Here is a 17,872-nt window from a genome sequence, read left to right on the forward strand (position 1 = left end):
CCCCCCCCCCCCCCCCCCCCCCCCCCCCCCCCCCCCCCCCCCCCCCCCCCCCTTTTCAAGCAGAAGACGGCATACGCGATCAACGTCAGCGTCTCGTGGGCTCGGAGATGTGTATAAGAGACAGGCGTATCTGCGCTGAACTTCAACTGGCGACCGGCCTTCATGGGTCCTTTGGCCAATCACTAGCGTACCGGCGGGCAAGATGTTGATGTGCTGCTGCTGCCCGTTAATGCTGGTGAGCGTTCAGGGCCTTGGACTGATCAACAAGGCCTGCGTGCAGCGGGTGTGGATGCCGACGCGTGCTATCCAAAGTGGTGGTGCATCCCATTGAGGGCCACCTAATGGACAAGACCCGGCAATACGTGGGCAAGCCGCCTAGCAATACGGTCTACGCCTTCGCTAGCAGCGCAAATGTGTCGCGCTCTGGCCGGCCGCGCAAATCGGCAGGTATGCCCATCCCAGGCAATTCAATAGCATGCGCTTGACCGTGTACCTGGCGCTCGAGCTTGGAAAGTGTGCATGGGTCGTGCGGTCCCAGATTGATTGAGTGCCCGAGCATGCTCGGCTCCACTGCAGCAGTACACGGACCGCACCTTCCGTCAGTTCCCTAAAAAAGAGAACTAGCTGTATTCCCAGCATGCGCGAGTGGAGTGCACCTCAAAGGGAAAAGCCAGGACATCGCACGAATTGGAAGCGAAGGTGAGAATCGCCACCACGTTGAAGGAAAGCCAGGCAATGGGCATGCGCTCACAATGCCGGGCAACCCATATGATGGCCGTAGTTAGCTGAAATGCTGGACCGCTTGGCGATGGTATCCAGGCCGTGATGTATGACACAAGGCGCAACCGATCTTGGCCGTGCTGCGGTTCTATTGCGCCAGCTGTTGCGCAAGGCTGACTACCATCCTTGCCCCGCTGCTCCAGCGTCTGCGTGTTCAGACATCGATGAATGCCTGAATGAAGAAGTGAATTTACAGGGCGGACTCAAGAGCTACAACATATGTCCGCTCAATCCAGCTTGATGTTGTTGGCCGAGATCACCCGTCCCCACTTGCTGCGCTCGGCGCGCACGAACTGGCCCATCTGGTCGGCGCTGCCCGGCATGGGTTCCACGCCCATGGCGGCCAGGCGTGCCTTGGTGCGGGTGTCGGCCAGGGCCTGCTGCAGCGACTGGCTGAACTTCTTGACCACCTCGGCCGAGCTGCCCGTGGGCACGACGATGCCCTGCCAGGCGTAGCCCTCGAAACCTTTCAGACCCTGCTCCTGCAGCGTGGCGACCTGGGGCAGCACGTCCACGCGCGCGGGGCTGGCCACGCCGATGGCCTTGAGCTTTTTCTCGCTCAGGAAGGGAATGATGGTGGCGCTGTCGGCCCACATGGCGGGAATCTGGCCGCCGACCACGTCCTGCAAGGCGGGGGCAGCGCCACGGTAGGGCACATGGGTCATGTTGCTGATGCCCGCCTGTTCGCGGAACAGCTCGCCCACCAGGTGGTGGGGGCTGCCCAGTCCGGCCGAGCCCCAGCTCACGCCGGTCTTTTGCTGTTTGGCCCAGGCCAGGAATTCGGCGAGGTTGGTGGCGGGCACCTCGTTGTTGACCACCAGCAGCATGGGAAAGCGCACCAGCATGCCCACGGGCTTGAAGTCGCGCTCGGCGTTGTAGTTGAGCTTGCTGAACAGGAAGGGGTTGGCCGCCAGCGTGGCGAAGTCGGCCGTGAACATGAGGTTGCCGTAGTCGCGCGAGCGGGCGCTGTACTCGGCCGCGATGTTGGTGCCCGCGCCTGGCTTGTTGTTGATGACGATGACCCGCTCCATGTTGCGGCCCATGGCTTCGGCGATGACGCGGGCGACCACGTCCGAGCCGCCGCCGGCCGCATAGCCCACGACCCATTCCAGGGGCTTGTCCTGTGCCAGGGCGGCAGGCCCTGCGGCCAGGGCCAGGCCCGAGCAGGCCAGTGCGGTCAGAAACTGCTTGCGTTGCATCCTTGTCTCCATGTTGTATGCGGCGCCCTTGTGAGATGTCCAAGGTGTGAGGCGGGCGCCTTTGTGGGGATGGCAGGCCGCCGCACGGGCGGCGGCGCGCGGCTTCAGGCGGCCGCGTGCACCGGGGCGACCGGCGTCACGGCGCCGCGCTCGGCGGGGTCCGCTCCGGCAGGGGCAAGTCCTGCGCTGGCGCGGGCCAGTTCGAGCGCATGCAGCAAGGTGCCCTGGTGGCCGATGTGGTTGGCCAGCAGCAGCACGAGGCGGGCATTGAGGGCATGGCTTTGCGCGGTATCGAGCCCCTGGTGGGTGGCGATCAGGGCTTCGTAGAAATCGTCGCAGGCCTGCAGGTTGGGGTGGGTGGACAGCAGCATGGCGGTCTCCTGTGGATGGGGCGTAAGAGGTTCAGGCCGTGGCGGCGGCGCCGCAGGCTCTTTGGAGAGCGGCGCGCACGCCGGCCTCGTCGGGGCGCCGCCAGCGCGCGCAGACATGCTGGTCAGGCCGCAGCAGGTAGCTGGTGCCGGGGCGCGCATCCAGGCGTTTGGCCGCCAGGCCGCGCGCATCGATGAGGTCGGCGCCGTGCGCATGGGCCTCTCCCTCGGCCGCGATGGACAGGTTGAGCACGCCGGGAAGCGCCTGTGCCCAGGCGGGCGTGGGGCCGAAGTGCAGCAGCGTGAAGTCCGGTCCCAGTGCGCGCAGCAGCCAGGCCGTGCCGTCTGCGCCGGGCCGGCGCATGGGCGCATCGGCCAGCACGGCGCCGGGCAGCTGCGTTCCGTCGAAGGTGTCGGTGTCGGGCGTGTTGAGCGCGGAGCCATGCAGCGTGGCCGGCACGGACAGCCGCCCGCTGTTGACGATGCGGCGCGCGAATTCATGGTCGCGCGCCAGGTCGAGCACGGCGTCGCGGAACAGGCGGCTGATCTCGCTCTTGGGCGTGATGAAGTCGGTGGCGCGCGTGGAGTTGCGGATGTTCTCGTCGGCCGCGTATTCGCGCTCGGCGCCGTAGGTGGCGATCAGCGAGGCATCGGCCTGGCCGCGCAGCACGCGGTCCAGCTTCCAGGCCAGGTTCTCGGCATCCTGCACGCCGCTGTTGGCGCCGCGTGCGCCAAATGGCGAGACGCCGTGGGCGCTGTCGCCCGCAAAGACCACGCGGCCATGGACGAAGCGGTCCATGCGCAGGCAGGCGAAGGTGTAGACGCTGGCCCATTCCAGCTCGAAGGGCGCGTCCTTGCCCAGCAGGGCGCGGATGCGCGGCACGATGTTCTCGGGCTTTTTCTCTTCCTCGGGGTCCGCGTCCCAGCCCAGCTGGAAGTCGATGCGCCAGACATCGTCGGGCTGGCGGTGCAGCAGCACGCTCTGGCCCGGGTGGAAGGGCGGGTCGAACCAGAACCAGCGCTCGGTGGGGAATTCGGCGTGCATCTTCACGTCGGCGATCAGGAAGCGGTCGCGGAAGATGCGGCCATGGCTTTCCTGGCCCAGCAGGCCGCGCAGCGGCGAGCGCGAGCCATCGCATGCCAGGACCCATTGCGCATCGATGCGGTAGCTGCCGTCGGGCGTCTCCACGGTCAGCAGCGCGCCCTCGGCCTGCGGCTCCAGTGCCGTGACCTTGCTGTGCCAGCGCAGGTCGATCAGCGGCAGCTGCAGTGCGCGCTCGACCAGATAGGCCTCGGCGTAGTACTGCTGCAGGTTGATGAAGGCCGGGCGCTCGTGGCCGTCCTCGGGCAGCAGGTCGAAGCGGTACAGCGGCTGGTCCTTGAAGAAGACCTTGCCCAGGTTCCAGGACACGCCCTTGTCCACCATGGGCTGGCCCACGCCCAGGCGGTCCCAGATCTCCAGCGTGCGCTTGGAAAAACAGATGGCACGCGAGCCCGTGGACAGCCGGCAGTCGTTGTCCAGCAGCACCACGCGCTGGCCGCGCTGGGCCAGGTCGATGGCCAGCGACAGGCCTACGGGGCCGGCGCCGACGATGACCACGGGATGCCGGGCGGGCGTGTCCGCACCGGCGTCCTGGTCGGCATGGCGCTCGTAGGGAATGTGGATGGCCTGTATGTCTGCGCCGCTGCCGCGCAGCGCTTGCAGGGAGATGGCGGGGTGGGACATGGTGTTCGTCCTCTGGCGTGGGCAGTGTGGAAAAAAGGGCGCAGCCATCCCTGCCGGCGCGCCAGGGCGCCGGTTCACGGACGGGTGCGATGGGCGGGCGTGCCGGTGTTCAGGCCCGGACGCCGCCGTGCATCAGCCTTCGAGCGCCAGCCACATCTGGCGGTCGCGCTCGGCGGTCCAGATGCGCGGGTCGGCGTGGCCCGATGCCTCGTCATAGGCGCGGGTCACATCGAAGGGCATGCAGTGGTTGAAGATCACCCACTGGCCGTACTTGGGCTGCAGCTTGGCGAAGGCGGCCTCGTAGACCTTGCGCAGGTCCTGCTGGGCATCGGCGCCGGCCTTGACCTCGGTCCACAGGTCGCTGATGAAGTCGCGCGTGCCGGCCAGGCCGGCCTGCACCTCGGCCGGCGTCTGCAGCGCGGCGCCGCGGCCGGGCACGAGCTTTTCGGGCTGCAGGGCGGCAATGGCGTCCAGCGTGTGCGGCCAGTCCTGGAAGTAGGCGTCGCCCGCATAGGGCGTGGCGCCGAACTCCACCAGGTCGCCGCTGAACAGCACCTTGTCCTGGGGCAGCCAGACCACGGTGTCGCCCTTGGTGTGGCCGCGGCCCAGCTGCAGGATCTGCACTTCCAGCTTGCCCAGCCACAGCGTCATCTTGCCGGTGAAGGTCAGGGTGGGCCAGGTCATGCCATCGGGCACGCTTTCCACGTTCTGGAACAGGCGGGGAAAGCGGCCGATCTCGCTGGCCTTGTCCTGCTCGCCGCGCTCCACGATGAGGTCGTAGGTGTCCTGGCTGGCAATGATGTGCTCGGCGCCTTCCGCGAAGAAGGCCGAGGCGCCCAGCACGCGCACCGCGTGGTAGTGCGAGAGCGTGACGTACTTGATGGGCTTGTCCGTGACCTCGCGGATGCGGCGGATCACGTCCTGGGCCATGACGGGCGTGGCCTGGGTGTCGATCACCATCACGGCGTCGTCGCCAATGATGATGCCGGTGTTGGGGTCACCTTCGGCCGTGTAGGCATAGGCGTGCTCGGAGAGCTTGTCGAAGCTGACCTGCTTGATTTCGAGGTCGGCGGCGGAGGCAAAGGTCTTGGTGGTCATGGGCATCCTGTTTTTGAGATGGACAAATGCATTTGTTTTTATCGAATGCCTGAATGCTAGGGAAAAATTCAACATTGAACAATTCATTTGACATAGTGAAAAACCCTCGGAGCCGCAAACTCCGGGTTCCAGCCTTCACAATGCCTGCCATGTCCGATGCCGCCTCCTCCCCGAACGACTCCGTCTTCCCCTCCGACAGCGCCGATGACGAGCCTGCGCGCGGCCCGCGCGGCATCCAGAGCGTGGAGGTCGGCGGCCAGCTGCTCAAGGCGCTGGCGCGCACCGGCCGGCGCATGGCGCTGAAGGATCTGGCGCGCGAGGCCGGCATGACGGCGGCCAAGGCCCATCCCTACCTGGTGAGCTTCTGCAAGCTGGGCCTGATGGAGCAGGACCGCGCCAGCGGCCACTACGGCCTGGGGCCGCTGGCCATACAGATGGGGCTGATCAGCCTGCAGCAGGCCGATCCCGTGCGCCTGGCGATTGCCGAGCTGCCCGCGCTGGCGCAGGAGGTGGGCAGCACGGTGTCGATTGCCATGTGGAGCGGCCAGGGGCCGACCATCATCCGCGTGGAAGAGGGGCCCACCCATGTCTATGTGGCCATGCGCCACGGCACGCCCGCATCGCTGCGCCACACGGCCACGGGCAAGATCTTTGCGGCCTTTGGCGAGCCCGGGCGCATCGCGCCCCTGCTGGACGCGGAAGGCCACAGCCTGGAGGAGCCCGCCTTTGCAAAGGAGCTGGCCGCCATCCGCGCCAGCCGCCTGAGCCGGGTCGAGAACCAGCTGCTGTCAGGGGTGAGCGCGCTGGCCGTGCCGGTGTTCGACGGCTTTGGCCAGTTGGTGCTGGCCATTGCCGCCATCGGCCCTTCGGCCACGCTGGACCTGGACCTGCAAGGCCGGCCGGCCCTGCTGCTGCAGGCCCAGGCGCGCAGCCTGTCTCAGCGCCTGGGAGCGCCGGCCCAGGCCTGAGCCCGTCGCGTGCTGCGGCTCAGTTGGTGAGCAGCAGCTGGTCCCGGGCGGGCGCACGCCCTTCCAGCGTGAAGCCGGCCACCGTGCGCGACAGGTGGTGGGCCTGCTCGTTGAGCACGGACGATGCGGCGGTGGACTCCTCCACCAGCGCGGCGTTCTGCTGCGTGGCGCGGTCCATGTCGGCCACGGCCTGGTTGATCTGGCCGATGCCCACGCTCTGCTCGGTCATGGCGCCGTTGATCTCGACAATGATCTGGGAGACGCGCTGGATGCCGTCCACGATCTCGCCCATGGTCTGGCCGGCCGCGCGCACGCGCTCCGTGCCCATGGCCACGCTGGCGCCGGAGGCGTCGATCAGGGTCTTGATCTCCTTGGCGGCCGCCGCGCTGCGGTGGGCCAGGCTGCGCACTTCTGCCGCCACCACGGCGAAGCCCCGGCCCTGCTCACCGGCGCGGGCTGCCTCGACGGCGGCATTGAGTGCCAGGATGTTGGTCTGGAAGGCGATGGCATCGATGACGCCGATGATCTCGCCGATCTTGGACGAGGCCTTGGAGATGTCGTCCATGGTGCTCACGGCGCTGCCCACCACGTCGCCACCCTTGGTGGCCGAGCTGCTGGCCGACTGGGCCAGGCGCGTGGCCATGGCGGCCGCCTCGGCCGACTGGCGCACATTGGCCGTCAGCTGCGACAGCGAGGCCGAGGTCTCCTGCAGGCTGCTGGCCGAGGACTCGGTGCGGTTGGACAGGTCCAGGTTGCCCAGCTTGATCTCGTCGGTGGCGGTCTTCATGGACTCCACGCCGTTGCGCACATCCTTGAGCACGGTGCCGATCTGCTCGACGAAGCCGTTGAAGGACGAGGCGATCTGCGCCACTTCGTCATTGCCCGACACCGGCAGGCGCTGCGTCAGGTCGCCGCCGCCCGAGCCGATCTTGTCCATGGCGTCGCGCACCTGGGACAGACGCCGGAAGGACTGTGCCGTCAGCGCCGCCGCCACGGCCGTGGCCAGGCAGGCCAGCAGCACGATGGCAATGGCCAGCGTCTTGAGCACGCTTTGCAGGCCGGTCGTGGCCTCGGCCTTGTCCAATGCCACCACCAGCAGCCAGTCCGTGCCCTGCACCGGGCGGGCCTTGAGCAGCTTGGCGCTGCCGCCCAGGTTCACTTCCAGCGGCGCCGTGGCGCTGGCCAGCGCGGTCAGCGCAGCCGGCGTCAGCAGCTCGGACAGGTCGGAGGTGGGCTTGAGCAGCAGCTTGGCATCGGCATGCGCCAGCACCTGGCCGTCACGGCTGACCACAAAGCCCAGGCTGCCGGGCGTGGGGCGGATGGCGGAGACCACCTCGCGCACGCCCTCCAGCGGCACGGCGCCGCTGATCACGCCCTGCAGCGCGCCGCCGCGCAGCATGGGCGCCACGAAGGCCACATAGGGCACGCCCGTGGTGGAGTCGCCATAGGGCTTGGTCAGCGTCAGCTTGCCGGCCTGCACGGCGCTCTTGTACCAGGGGCGGGCCGTGGGGTCGTAGTCGGGCGGGGTGCTGGTGGTGGACTTGAAGGTCTTGTCCTGCCAGCCCACCGTGGTGATGGGAAAGCCGCTGGCCTGGCCCATGTGGGCGGCAAAGCCCTGCGGGTCGCCATGCTCGATCACGGCGGCGGCGGCGCTGACGGCGCGCGCCTTGGAGGCCACCCACTGGTCGATGGCCATGGTGTTGCCTGCGGTGATGGCGTCCAGGTCCTGTTCGATGGTCTGGAAAGTGCTGCCGCGAACGATGTGGTACGTGGCAGCCCCCGTGATGGCAAGGGCGCCGACCACGGTGGCTGTGCTGATGGCAAGGATCTTGGAGCGAAGGGTCTGGAGCATGGCGCGGCAAGGGAAGACTGAGGACTCCGCAAGCCGCGATGGCCGGGCATGCGGCCCTGTCATTAACGCACAATTTGTTTCATTTTTGACGACATGCCAACCCTGTGGTGGCGTGCACCAACTTGCGCACAACACTTGTCATAGAGGCATTTGCTGCAGTGCACCATTGCAGTGCGGCATGACATGTTGCTGTAACGCAACCGTCGCGGGACTTTCATGGCGGCTTTCCACAATGGCGGCACGCAGGCAAACCGAGTGGCACAGGCAGGTCACCGACTGCGTCCAACATGACGAGGAAGGCGGGCATATGGACGTTCTTGACACCCTTCGCAACGCGGCGATCGACGTCGCCAAGCCCCCGCTTTCCGCGCTTCTCCAGCCACCCCAGGCCGCAGACAAACCGCTGCGGCTGGACGTGCGCTGGGCCCGGCACCTTGACGAAGTGCGACAGGTGCAGCGCCTGCGCCACGCGGTGTTCGCCGCCGAGATGGGCGCCGTGCTGCAGACGCCGCTGGCCGGACACGACATCGACGCCTTCGACGATTTCTGCGAGCACCTGATGGTCTGCGATGCCGACAAGGGCGTGGTCATCGGCACCTACCGCCTGCTCACGCCCACCCAGGCGCTGCGCGCCGGGGGCCTGTACTCCGACCAGGAATTCGACCTCGCCCCGCTGCACGCCTGGCGCCCGCGCATGGTGGAGCTGGGCCGCAGCTGCGTGCATGCGTCGCACCGCCAGGGTGGCGTGATCCTGGCGCTGTGGGGCGCCCTGGCCGAATTCATGCAGCGCAACCAGCTGGACGCCATGGTCGGCTGCGCCAGCATTCCCATGCAGTACCCGGGCCTGGCCCACGGCGAGGGCCCGGCGCGCGTCTGGCAGCAACTGCGCCAGACCCATCTGGCCGAGCCCGAGCTGCAGGTGCGTCCCCGCGTGGCCCTGCCCGAGGAGTTGGCCTCGGTCAGCACCAGCGGCATGAGCGTGGAGCCGCCCGCGCTGATCCAGGGCTATCTGCGCACGGGCGCCAAGGTGCTGGGCGCGCCGGCCTGGGACAGCGACTTCAACACGGCAGACCTGCCCATCATGATGCGCATGCAGGACCTGCCTTCGCGCTACCTGCGCCTGTTCACGCGGCGCGGCTGAGGCCGTCCCGGCGCTTGGGGGGAATCGGGGGATTTTCGGAAAGAGAGGGCGGATCCGGCTTCTTGTGCAGTGAGCCGGACCGTGATGTGCATCACAGGGCTGTCACAAAGACCGTGCATGATGCTGGATGTGGGCTGAAGCAGACACCCGGACGGAGGCAGGTAACCTGCACCGGACTGACCGGGCCTTGGTCCACGCCAATTGCAGGCCGCAGCCTTTCGGGGGCTGCGGCCTTTTTCATGGGCAATTCCTGAGCTACCGGGCAGTGGGCGGGGCATCGGCCAGAAGGCGCTGGTGCTCGATCTTCACGCAGCGGTCCTGCACGGTCCACAGGCCGGCAGCGCGGGCCAGTTCCAGGGCGGCATCGTTGACCACACCCAGTTGCAGCCACAGGCAGCGCGCGCCGATGGCAATCGCCTCGGCGGCCAGCGGCGGGATGTCCTCGCTCTTTCGGAAGCAATCGACCATGTCGATGCGCAGGCCCTGTGCGGCCAGCGCGGCCGCAGCGTCGGCCAGGCTGGCATGGACGGGCTCGCCCAGGATGCGTCCGCCTTCGCGTGCGACCACGGGGTTCACGGGAACGATGCGGTAGCCGTGGCGCTGCATGTACTGCGACGCCTGGTGGCTGGGCCGGTCGGGCTGCGGCGACAGGCCGACCACGGCCAGGGTGCGGCACTGCACGAGGATGTCGCGCAGGCGGGAGTCTGTGGCTGTATCACTCATGCGCCGCAGTGTACGCAGCGCATGCGGATCAGGCCGGCTGCGCTGTCGCGGCCGCAGCATGGCGGCGGCGCAGCACCAGGCCCCAGGCCAGGCCCAGCACGGCGGCCGTGGCCGAAGCCATCAGCACCCCCAGCTTGGCGGCATTGAGCAGGGCCTCGCTGTCAAAGGCCAGCGTGGCGATGAAGATGGCCATGGTGAAGCCAATGCCTGCCAGCAGGCCGGCCAGCAGCGTGTCGCCCCAGCCCATGCCTGGCGGCAGCGCGCACATCCGCAGGCGCACGGCCAGCCAGCAGCTGAGCAGCACGCCCAGCGGCTTGCCCAGTACCAGGGCCAGGGCCACGCCCCACATCACGGCCGACGTGCCCGCCACATCGGCACCTGCGCCGCCTGCCCCCTGCAGCGGCACGCCGGCATTGGCCAGCGCAAACAGGGGCATCACGCCAAAGGCCACCCAGGGATGCAGGTCCGCCTGCACGCGCTCCACGGGCGCTGCGCTTTCGCGGCCTGCCAGTGCGTGCACGGGCGTCACCAGGCCCAGCACCACTCCGGCCAGCGTGGGATGGGCGCCGGTCTGCCAGATGCCCCACCAGAGCACGGCGCCCGGCAGCACATAGGCCCAGGCGCGGCGCACGCCCAGCGACTGCAGCAGGAACACGCCGGCCAGGCCGGTGGCGGCCACCAGCAGCTGGCTCCATTGCAGCCCGCCCGAATAGAACAGCGCAATGATGAGCACGGCCACCAGGTCGTCGATGATGGCCAGCGCCAGCAGGAACACGCGCAGCGCGGGCGGCAGGCCCCGGCCCAGCAGGGCCAGCACGCCCATGGCAAAGGCGATGTCGGTGGCCGTGGGCACGGCCCAGCCATTGCGCAGCGGCGGCGCGGCATTGAAGGCCAGGAAGATCAGGGCCGGCGCCACCACGCCGCCCAGCGCGGCCATCACGGGCAGCAGCGCCTGGCGCGGCTGGGCCAGTGCGCCGGAATGCATCTCGCGGCGTATCTCCATGCCGACCACGAGAAAGAACACGCTCATCAGTGCATCGTTGACCCAGAAATGCAGGGATTGCGACAGCTGCCACGGGCCCAGGCCCAGGCTCAGCGGCGTGTGCCACAGCGCCTCATAGGAACCGGCCCAGCCGGAGTTCGCCCAGACCAGGGCGGCGGCCGCTGCCAGCAGCAGCACGATGCCGCCCGCAGCCTCGGCATGGGACCAGCGGGAAAGGAAGGCGCCGACGCGATCGGCGAAAGACAGGAAAAGGGGCGTGCGCGGGCCGGACGGCCGCGGGGTCGTGTAGGTGTTCATGTGCAAAGCAGCAAAGGGGCCTTGCGGCCCCGGTGCGCAGGCGGCCCGACCTGCGCTATCAACACCTGTCCTGCCGCCCCATGCGGTCTGGACACCCAGCGGCCATTATAAAAGAAGCCCCCACTCCCTTTGCTGCGCAAGGTCCCCTGCCCCCCCCGAGGGGGCCGCTTTTTGCCTTGGGGCGGCCCGGCGGCAAAAAATCGGCGGCCGGGACGCTTGCGCAAGACCCTGCGGATTCAGGGCCTGGGCGGCTCATTGCGCGCAACGCATTCGGCCAGCAGCCCCAGCGAAGACAGCGCAATCATGAAGACCAGGAACACATAGGCCGCCGTTGCCACGCCCAGGCTCATGCTGAAGCCCCATTGCAGCACCGAGCAGGCCATGCCGGTCTGCGGGTACATCGCCGTGCACTGCGATGCGGCGGGCATGTGCACGTACCAGGTGACGGCGATGAACATGGCGCCCGCCACCATGGCGGCATTGCCCCAGGGATGGGTCTGCGGGTGGTACAGCGCATAGATCAGCGCCACGGGAACGGCCAGGCCCCAGGCGAACATCATCAGCCAGCTGAACACCGGCGAGACCGCCAGGATGGACTGCAGCCATCCCATCTTGGGCAATCCGTTGACGAAGCCCAGCAGGTCCCAGACAAAGGGCAGGACGATCCCCGCCACGGCCAGGCTGGCAAGCCCCAGCGCCAGCAGCAATCCCTTGCCGCGTGAACGATGGTGCACCCCCGAAGGGTGCGAATGGGTGATCAGTGCATGCATGGCCCACCTCCTGTGTCGTGCAGGGCGGGCAGTTGCCGCGCGGGCGGGTCTCCGGAGTCGGGCGGCAGCCGCGGCGCCTAGCGTTCGGATTGCGGTATTCCCCGGATGCATCCAGTCTAGGACGGCGTGCGCTGCAACAAATGTAGGCCTGGGACCTACCCAAAATCGGGGTTTGTCCCAGGAGGGCGTGCCATCAAAGCGCGGCCAACGCCCCCAGTACCTCGCTCTTCGACAGCAGCTCGCTGAGCACCACCGGGGGCTTGCCCGGCGCATGCAGCACATAGACGGGCACGCCGCTGCGGCCCAGTTGCTGCAGTGCAGCGGTGATGGCCGGGTCGCGCCGCGTCCAGTCGGCGCGCAGCAGGGTCACGCCGTGCTTGTCGAAGGCGGCCAGCACCTCCTCATGGTTGAGCGTGGTGCGCTTGTTGACCTGGCAGGTCACGCACCAGGCGGCCGTGTAGTCCACGAACACGGGCTTGCCCGCCGACTGCAGCTCGGCCACGCGGGCGGCCGACCAGGGCTGCCAGCGCTCGCCTGCAGCGGACGCCGTGCCCGTGCCCTCCGCCTGGGCAGGCGTGGTGATCAGGGGCGCGGTGGTGGCCAGCAGCGCACCTGCCAGCACCACGGCCAGCGTGGCCAGCACGGCCCGCGTGCGGCCCTTGAGCGTCAGCGTCCAGACCAGGGCGCTGAAAGCCAGCAGCAGGGCCAGCAGCGCGGTGGCGGCGTCGATGCCGCTTTGGTGCCCCAGCACCCAGACCAGCCAGACCACGGTGGCAAACATGGGGAAGGCCATGGCGCGGCGGAAGGTATCCATCCAGGCGCCCGGGCGCGGCAGCCAGCGCACCACGGCGGGAACGAAGCTGGCCAGCAGATAGGGCAGGGCCATGCCCAGGCCCAGGGCGGCGAACACCGTCAGCGCCTGCAGGGCCGGCATGTCGATGGCAAAGCCCAGCGAGGCGCCCATGAACGGCGCCGTGCAGGGTGAGGCAATGGCCACGGCCAGCACGCCGGACAGAAAGGCATCGGCCACCGGATGGCGCGCATGGGCCGCAGCCCAGCGGGCGGGCAGCATGGAGCCGAACTCGAACAGGCCTGCCAGGTTCAGTCCCAGCAGCGTGAACAGGGCTGCCAGCAGGGCCACGATGGCCGGCGACTGCAGCTGAAAGCCCCAGCCCAGCTGCTCGCCCGCCGCGCGCAGCGCCAGCAACAGGCCGCCCAGGGCCAGGAAGGACAGCACCACGCCCGCCGTATAGGCCAGCCCGCCCAGGCGCTGGGCACGGCGGTCCTGTCCATGGCGTGCAAAGCCCAGGATCTTGATGGCCAGCACCGGGAAGACGCAGGGCATGAGGTTGAGGATCAGTCCACCCACCAGGCCACCGAGCAGGGCCATCCACAGGCTGGTGGCGCTGGCAGCAGGCGCAGCGGCCTGGTTGGCCGCCAGGGCGGCGGCCAGTGCGGGGGAAACGCTGGCCATGGCGGCAGCCGTCCAGTGGCCCTCTACCGGGGCCTCGGCGCGCCAGGCCACGGGCTGGCCCTGCTCCAGCGCTGCGGCGCGCTCGGCGGGTGGCAGGGCCAGGACCACGGGCAGCTTGGCCGGGGTCTCGCCGCGCATGTCGGACAGGGGCAGCTCGGCCACCCAGGCCGCACCATCCCAGCGCTGCTGCCAGTCCTTGCCCAGTTCTGCCGCGTGGTGGAAGGTGTCGGAAGATTCGGGATAGAAGTCCAGCGTGCGGCCCTGCAGGGATTCCGGCAGGCCCTCGATGCGCAGCTGCACGCGCTCGTCGGGCGTCCTGCCTTGTGCGGCAGGCTGGCTGGCCGGCACCACCTTGGCCTGGGCTGGCGCAGACAGTGCCTGGGGCTTGAGCGCCCAGGCCTGGGTGAAGGCCTGACCCTGGCCTGCCGTGCTGCCCTGCACGGGCAGCTGCAGCTGGAAATCGCCTTCCTCGGGAATGCACTCCACGCGGCAGACCAGCCAGTTCGCATGCAGGCGCAGGTCCAGCATGCCGGACGCGGGCGGCTTGAAGTCGGCGGCCACCTGCACGGGCACGGGCAGCAGCACCTGGCCCTCATAGCCGTAGTTGAGCAGCGGGCCCACGCGCAGCGCCTCGGGCACGGGCCACTGGATCTCGCCCGCCGTCAGGCCTGCAGGCAGCTGCCAGTTCAGCTCGGTGGCCAGGCCGGAGTCACCGGCGTTCTTCCAATAGGTATGCCATTCGGGCTGGTGGGTGATCAGCAGGCCCAGCCACAGCGTCTGGCCGGGCTGAACGCCTTCGGGTGCCTGGGCCACGAGCTCGGCCCGCACGCGTGGCGTGTCCACGGCCGCCCCGCTGCCGGTCTTCAGGCGCAGCTGCGCGCCGGCAGGGGTGGCAAGCAGGCTGGCGGCGGCAAGGAAAAAGGCGAGGAGCCAGAAGGCGAGGTGCTGGGGGGCAGTGTGGCGAAGAGGTGGTTGGTGCGGCATGGCGGACTGTGGGAGCCAGGGGCATGGTCTTTGGTTCCCCCGGCTGCAGGCTGCGATGGTAGCGGGCTGTCCAGAGAGATCGCCTGTGGCCGGCTGCAGGACGATTGGCAAAAGATATCGTTGCATAGGCGCTTGGTATTGGACAGGCGATATGTCCGTTGCCCATCATGGACCGGCCACCCATCCGGGATAGAGCAACACAAGGAGACAAGCCATGCAGGAGACATCTCGCCGCCACTTCCTGGCCGCTGGCGCGGCAGCGGCCGCAGCCTGGGGACTGCCGCAGCACGCGCGCGCGGCAGCCGCCTATCCCGACAAGTCCGTGCGCGTGATCGTGCCCTTTCCCGCCGGTGGCACCACCGACGTGGTGGCGCGGCTGGCCATGCAAAAGCTCGGGGAGCTGACCGGCCAGTCCTTCGTGGTGGACAACAAGGGCGGTGCCAACGGCGTCATCGGCACGGAACTGGCCGCCCGCGCCACGCCCGATGGCTATACCCTGCTGATGAACACGGCCGGCGCGCAGACCCTGAGCCCCGTGCTCTACAAGACCAGCTACGAGGCGCTGTCCAGCTTCGAGCCCATCAGCCATCTGTGCGACGTGGGCTTCGTCCTCATCGCACGCAAGGACCTGCCCGTGAACAGCCTGCAGGAGCTGGTCGCCATGGCCAAACAGGGCAAGCCGTTGAGCGTGTCCTCGGGCAGCAGCATGATTTCGCTGATCACCGAGCAGTTCAAGAAGGTGATTGGCGCGCCGGGAATCGTCAACGCCCAGTACAAGGGCACGGCGCCGCAGATGCAGGCCGTGGTGGCGGGCGAGGTGGATTTCTCGTTCGACTCCTTCACCTCGGTGGAGATGATCCGCACGGGCAAGGTCAAGGCGCTGGCCGTGCTGCTGCCCCAGCGCGCCGAAGTCTTTCCCCAGGTGCCCACCATCAAGGAGGCCGGCGTGGACGGCATGGGCTTCAGTTCCTGGTCGGGCCTGCTCGCGCCCAAGGGCACGCCCCGCGACATCGTGGCCCAGCTCGCGCAGCAGATGGACAAGGTCATGCAGATGCCCGACGTGCTGGCCAAGCTGCGCAGCTACAGCTATGTGCCGCGCCGGGGAACGCCCGAGGAGTTCGCGCGGCTGATCGAGTCGGACAACGAGCGCTGGAAACGCATCGTCAAGGAATCCAACTTCAAGGCCGAGTGAGGAGGGCTCCGGCAGCCCATGGATGGCCCTAATATCGGGCCATGCAAGACTCCCCGCCCGAACAGATATCCCCCGGCGCCTGGCCTTCCCGCTGGTGGGCCGAGGCCTCTGCACGCGACTTTGCGCAGGCCCAGGCCAGCGGCCTGGCTGCCGAAACCATCGCCGTGCTGCCCGTGGCCGCCGTGGAGCAGCACGGCCCGCACCTGCCGCTGTCCGTCGACGCCCGCCTGCTGCAGGGCGTGATCGATGCGGCCCTGCCGCTGCTGCCGCCCGAGCTGCCCGCGCTGTTCCTTCCCCCGCAGAACATCGGCTTCAGCGTGGAGCACCAATCCTTTGCCGGCACGCTGACGCTGTCGCCCGCCACGGTGATCGCGCTGTGGACCGAGCTGGGCGCTTGCGTGGCACGCACCGGCGTGCGCCGGCTGCTGCTGCTCAACGGCCATGGCGGACAGGTCAGCGTGATGGACATCGTGGCGCGCGAGCTGCGCATGCGCTATGGCCTGCTGGTCTACAGCAGCAGCTGGTTCGGACTGGTGGACGATGCGGCCAATGCGCAGTTCAGCGCGCATGAGCACCGCTTCGGCATCCATGGCGGTGAGGTCGAGACGTCGATGATGCTGCACCTGGCGCCGGAGACCGTGCGCATGGAGCATGCGCGGGACTTTCATTCCACTTCGGAGGATAGGGCGCAGCGGCATGCCTTGCTGGGCAATGGGCGAAGCGCCAAGATGGGCTGGGCCATCGAGGACTACAACGTTTGCGGGGCGGTGGGGAATGCTGCGGGGGCTACGGCCGAGCGGGGGGGCTTGATGGTGGAGGCTTCGGCTCGGGGGCTGGTGCGGTTGTTGTCCGAGATGGTTGCGCTGCCTGCGGATACTGTTGGAAGGGCGCCGGAGCCTCTTTAGTTTTTGGGACCCTGCCGGGTGGTTGTTTTTCGAGGCCGGTATTCGGCCCGGCGGCCGACCCGCTTTCTTGTCTCGCCAAGAAAGCGGGGCAAAGAAGGCGACCCGAATGTCCGCGACCCCTTCGCTGCGCTGCGGGGCACCCTGCGCCGTGACGGTTGCGGGGTTCGCCGTGAAACTCACTTCGCGCTGCGCGCTACGTTCAAACATCACGGCGAGTCAGATCACGAAGCAGTCCTGTCCTTCGGCAGGACTGCAACCCCGCAACCGCCACGACGCAGGCGCTGACATACGGGGGGTGGGCTCGGGCCTTTGCTTCGCTCGGCCTATTCCTTTATTGCTTTATTGCTTGGGGATCTTGGCCTGGACGATCACGTCGCCCCAGCGCTTGATTTCCGATTGCAGCAATTGCGCGGTCTGCTCGGGCGTGCTGGACTGGGCCTGGACGTTCATTTCGCGCAGCTTCTGCGTGACTTCGGGGGAGTTCACGGCGGCGGCGATTTCCTTGTTCAGGCGGGCGATGATTTCCGGAGGGGTCTTGGCTGGGGCGGCCAGGGCGTTCCAGGAGGAGGCGACGAAGCCCTTGACGCCTGACTCCTGGGCCGTGGGCACGCCGGGCAGCAGGGCCGAGCGCTTGTCGCCGGTGATGGCCAGCAGGTTGACGGCCTTGGAGTTGATCTGGCCCATGATGGGCGTGAGGATTTCCACGGCCGCGTCGATCTGCTTGCCGCGCAAGGCCGTGACCACGGCAGGGGTGCCGTTGAAGGGCACGATCTGGGCGTCGATGCCGGCAGTGGTCTTGAACAGTTCGGCTGCCAGATGCTGGGTGCTGCCGATGGCGATGCTGCCGATGTTGAGCTTGCCGGGGTTGGCCTTGGCCCAGGCCACCAGCTCGCCCAGGTTCTTGAAGCGCGAGTCGCTGGCGGTGAGCACGCCGATGTCGAAGTAGCCCAGGGTGGATATCGGCGTGAAGTCCTTGACCATGTCGAAGGGCAGCTGGTTGAACAGCCCCACGGTGACGGCACTGCCGTTGGACATGAGGAACAGCGTGTGCCCGTCGGGCGCGGACTTGGCCACGGTGTCGGCCGCGACGATGCCGCCTGCGCTGGGCTTGTTGTCGATGATGACGGGCTGGCCCAGCTGCGAGGCCAGTTTTTGCGCGACGACGCGCGAGGTGACGTCGGCCACGCCGCCTGCGCCAAAGGGCACGACGATGCGGATGGGCTTGTTCGACAGGGGTTGGGCCTGGCTGGTGATGGCGGCCAGCAGCAGGGCCGCGCAGGCCAGGGCGCTGCGCGTGAAACGGCGTTTGTTCATGGGTCTTTTGTCTCCTGGCCGGCGAGTTTGGCGCAAAAGCGCAGGCCGGCCCAGAGCGCCCGTGTTCTGGCTGCTATG

The 17,872-nt window shown here is 68.2% G+C and carries 14 protein-coding genes; 4 read left to right on the forward strand and 10 right to left on the reverse strand.

Going from position 1 to position 17,872, the window contains the following annotated elements:
- Window positions 1–1,007 precede the first annotated feature (1,007 nt).
- The 4 genes from JHD82_RS09535 to JHD82_RS09550 form a co-directional block, all read right to left on the reverse strand.
- Window positions 1,008–1,979, reverse strand: coding sequence for a tripartite tricarboxylate transporter substrate binding protein (locus tag JHD82_RS09535; RefSeq protein WP_199136186.1), 972 nt, complete (start codon window positions 1,977–1,979; stop codon window positions 1,008–1,010).
- Between the two features lie 104 nt (window positions 1,980–2,083).
- Window positions 2,084–2,350 carry a DUF2783 domain-containing protein gene (locus JHD82_RS09540; protein WP_013800326.1) on the reverse strand — a complete coding sequence of 89 codons (267 nt, stop codon included), beginning with the start codon at window positions 2,348–2,350 and terminating at the stop codon, window positions 2,084–2,086.
- Between the two features lie 31 nt (window positions 2,351–2,381).
- The gene (locus tag JHD82_RS09545) at window positions 2,382–4,073 is read right to left on the reverse strand and encodes an FAD-dependent oxidoreductase (protein WP_047327018.1); all 1,692 of its coding nucleotides are present in this window, start codon (window positions 4,071–4,073) and stop codon (window positions 2,382–2,384) included.
- Between the two features lie 132 nt (window positions 4,074–4,205).
- A complete protein-coding gene (locus JHD82_RS09550; RefSeq protein ID WP_013800328.1) occupies window positions 4,206–5,171 on the reverse strand; it encodes an MBL fold metallo-hydrolase in 966 nt (321 codons plus the stop codon).
- Between the two features lie 149 nt (window positions 5,172–5,320).
- Here JHD82_RS09550 and JHD82_RS09555 point away from each other — a divergent pair, with 149 nt between their 5' ends.
- Window positions 5,321–6,139: an IclR family transcriptional regulator gene (locus tag JHD82_RS09555; RefSeq protein WP_199136188.1), complete on the forward strand. Its 819-nt coding sequence runs from the start codon at window positions 5,321–5,323 to the stop codon at window positions 6,137–6,139.
- A 19-nt stretch (window positions 6,140–6,158) separates the two neighbouring features.
- Here JHD82_RS09555 and JHD82_RS09560 read toward each other — a convergent pair whose 3' ends face one another.
- Window positions 6,159–7,991 (reverse strand): methyl-accepting chemotaxis protein, encoded by a 1,833-nt coding sequence (locus tag JHD82_RS09560; RefSeq protein ID WP_199136190.1) that lies wholly within the window; start codon window positions 7,989–7,991, stop codon window positions 6,159–6,161.
- Between the two features lie 307 nt (window positions 7,992–8,298).
- On the opposite strand from JHD82_RS09560, the gene JHD82_RS09565 reads away from it, so the two are divergent.
- Window positions 8,299–9,132 carry a GNAT family N-acetyltransferase gene (locus tag JHD82_RS09565; RefSeq protein WP_199136192.1) on the forward strand — a complete coding sequence of 278 codons (834 nt, stop codon included), beginning with the start codon at window positions 8,299–8,301 and terminating at the stop codon, window positions 9,130–9,132.
- 255 nt (window positions 9,133–9,387) lie between these two features.
- Here the strand turns inward: JHD82_RS09565 and JHD82_RS09570 are convergent, their stop codons facing one another.
- The 4 genes from JHD82_RS09570 to JHD82_RS09585 form a co-directional block, all read right to left on the reverse strand.
- Complete coding sequence (locus JHD82_RS09570; protein ID WP_199136194.1) at window positions 9,388–9,855, reverse strand: CoA-binding protein; 468 nt, start codon at window positions 9,853–9,855, stop codon at window positions 9,388–9,390.
- A gap of 28 nt (window positions 9,856–9,883) precedes the next feature.
- Window positions 9,884–11,155, reverse strand: coding sequence for a Na+/H+ antiporter NhaA (gene nhaA, locus JHD82_RS09575; protein WP_199136196.1), 1,272 nt, complete (start codon window positions 11,153–11,155; stop codon window positions 9,884–9,886).
- Window positions 11,156–11,391: 236 nt separating this feature from the next.
- Window positions 11,392–11,925 (reverse strand): hypothetical protein, encoded by a 534-nt coding sequence (locus JHD82_RS09580; RefSeq protein WP_013800334.1) that lies wholly within the window; start codon window positions 11,923–11,925, stop codon window positions 11,392–11,394.
- A gap of 193 nt (window positions 11,926–12,118) precedes the next feature.
- Window positions 12,119–14,383 (reverse strand): protein-disulfide reductase DsbD, encoded by a 2,265-nt coding sequence (locus tag JHD82_RS09585; protein ID WP_199136198.1) that lies wholly within the window; start codon window positions 14,381–14,383, stop codon window positions 12,119–12,121.
- A gap of 214 nt (window positions 14,384–14,597) precedes the next feature.
- Between JHD82_RS09585 and JHD82_RS09590 the strand changes: the two genes are divergently transcribed.
- A complete protein-coding gene (locus JHD82_RS09590) occupies window positions 14,598–15,575 on the forward strand; it encodes a tripartite tricarboxylate transporter substrate binding protein (RefSeq protein WP_034398003.1) in 978 nt (325 codons plus the stop codon).
- Window positions 15,576–15,616: 41 nt separating this feature from the next.
- Window positions 15,617–16,480, forward strand: coding sequence for a creatininase family protein (locus JHD82_RS09595; protein ID WP_199136200.1), 864 nt, complete (start codon window positions 15,617–15,619; stop codon window positions 16,478–16,480).
- Between the two features lie 339 nt (window positions 16,481–16,819).
- On the opposite strand, the gene JHD82_RS09600 is transcribed toward JHD82_RS09595, so the two are convergent.
- Window positions 16,820–17,794: a tripartite tricarboxylate transporter substrate binding protein gene (locus JHD82_RS09600; RefSeq protein WP_013800338.1), complete on the reverse strand. Its 975-nt coding sequence runs from the start codon at window positions 17,792–17,794 to the stop codon at window positions 16,820–16,822.
- Window positions 17,795–17,872 lie beyond the last annotated feature (78 nt).

Origin of the sequence: Delftia sp. ASV31 (assembly GCF_016428765.1) — a bacterium.
Taxonomy (GTDB): domain Bacteria; phylum Pseudomonadota; class Gammaproteobacteria; order Burkholderiales; family Burkholderiaceae_C; genus Comamonas; species Comamonas acidovorans.